Annotated in this window: 1 rRNA gene; it reads right to left on the reverse strand. The window is 48.3% G+C overall.

Annotation, left to right across the window (positions count from 1 at the left end):
• Positions 1 to 211, reverse strand: a 23S ribosomal RNA gene (locus KI367_RS27040); the annotation flags it as partial.

Below are 211 nucleotides of genomic sequence, written 5' to 3' on the forward strand. Positions count from 1 at the left end.
TGGGCTTTCGGCGGATCAGATTCTCACTGATCTTTTCGTTACTCATACCGGCATTCTCACTTGTATACGCTCCAGCGCTCCTTACGGTACACCTTCAACGCTGCATACAACGCTCCCCTACCCCTGAATCGACTTCACTCCGCCTTCGAAGTGTGTTTAACCCCTGAGAGCATTTGGTCATCCTTGATTTCATCTCAAGTCTGACATAAAT

The sequence above is a fragment of the Paenibacillus cookii genome (assembly GCF_018333375.1).
Taxonomy (GTDB): Bacteria; Bacillota; Bacilli; order Paenibacillales; family Paenibacillaceae; genus Paenibacillus_AQ; species Paenibacillus_AQ cookii.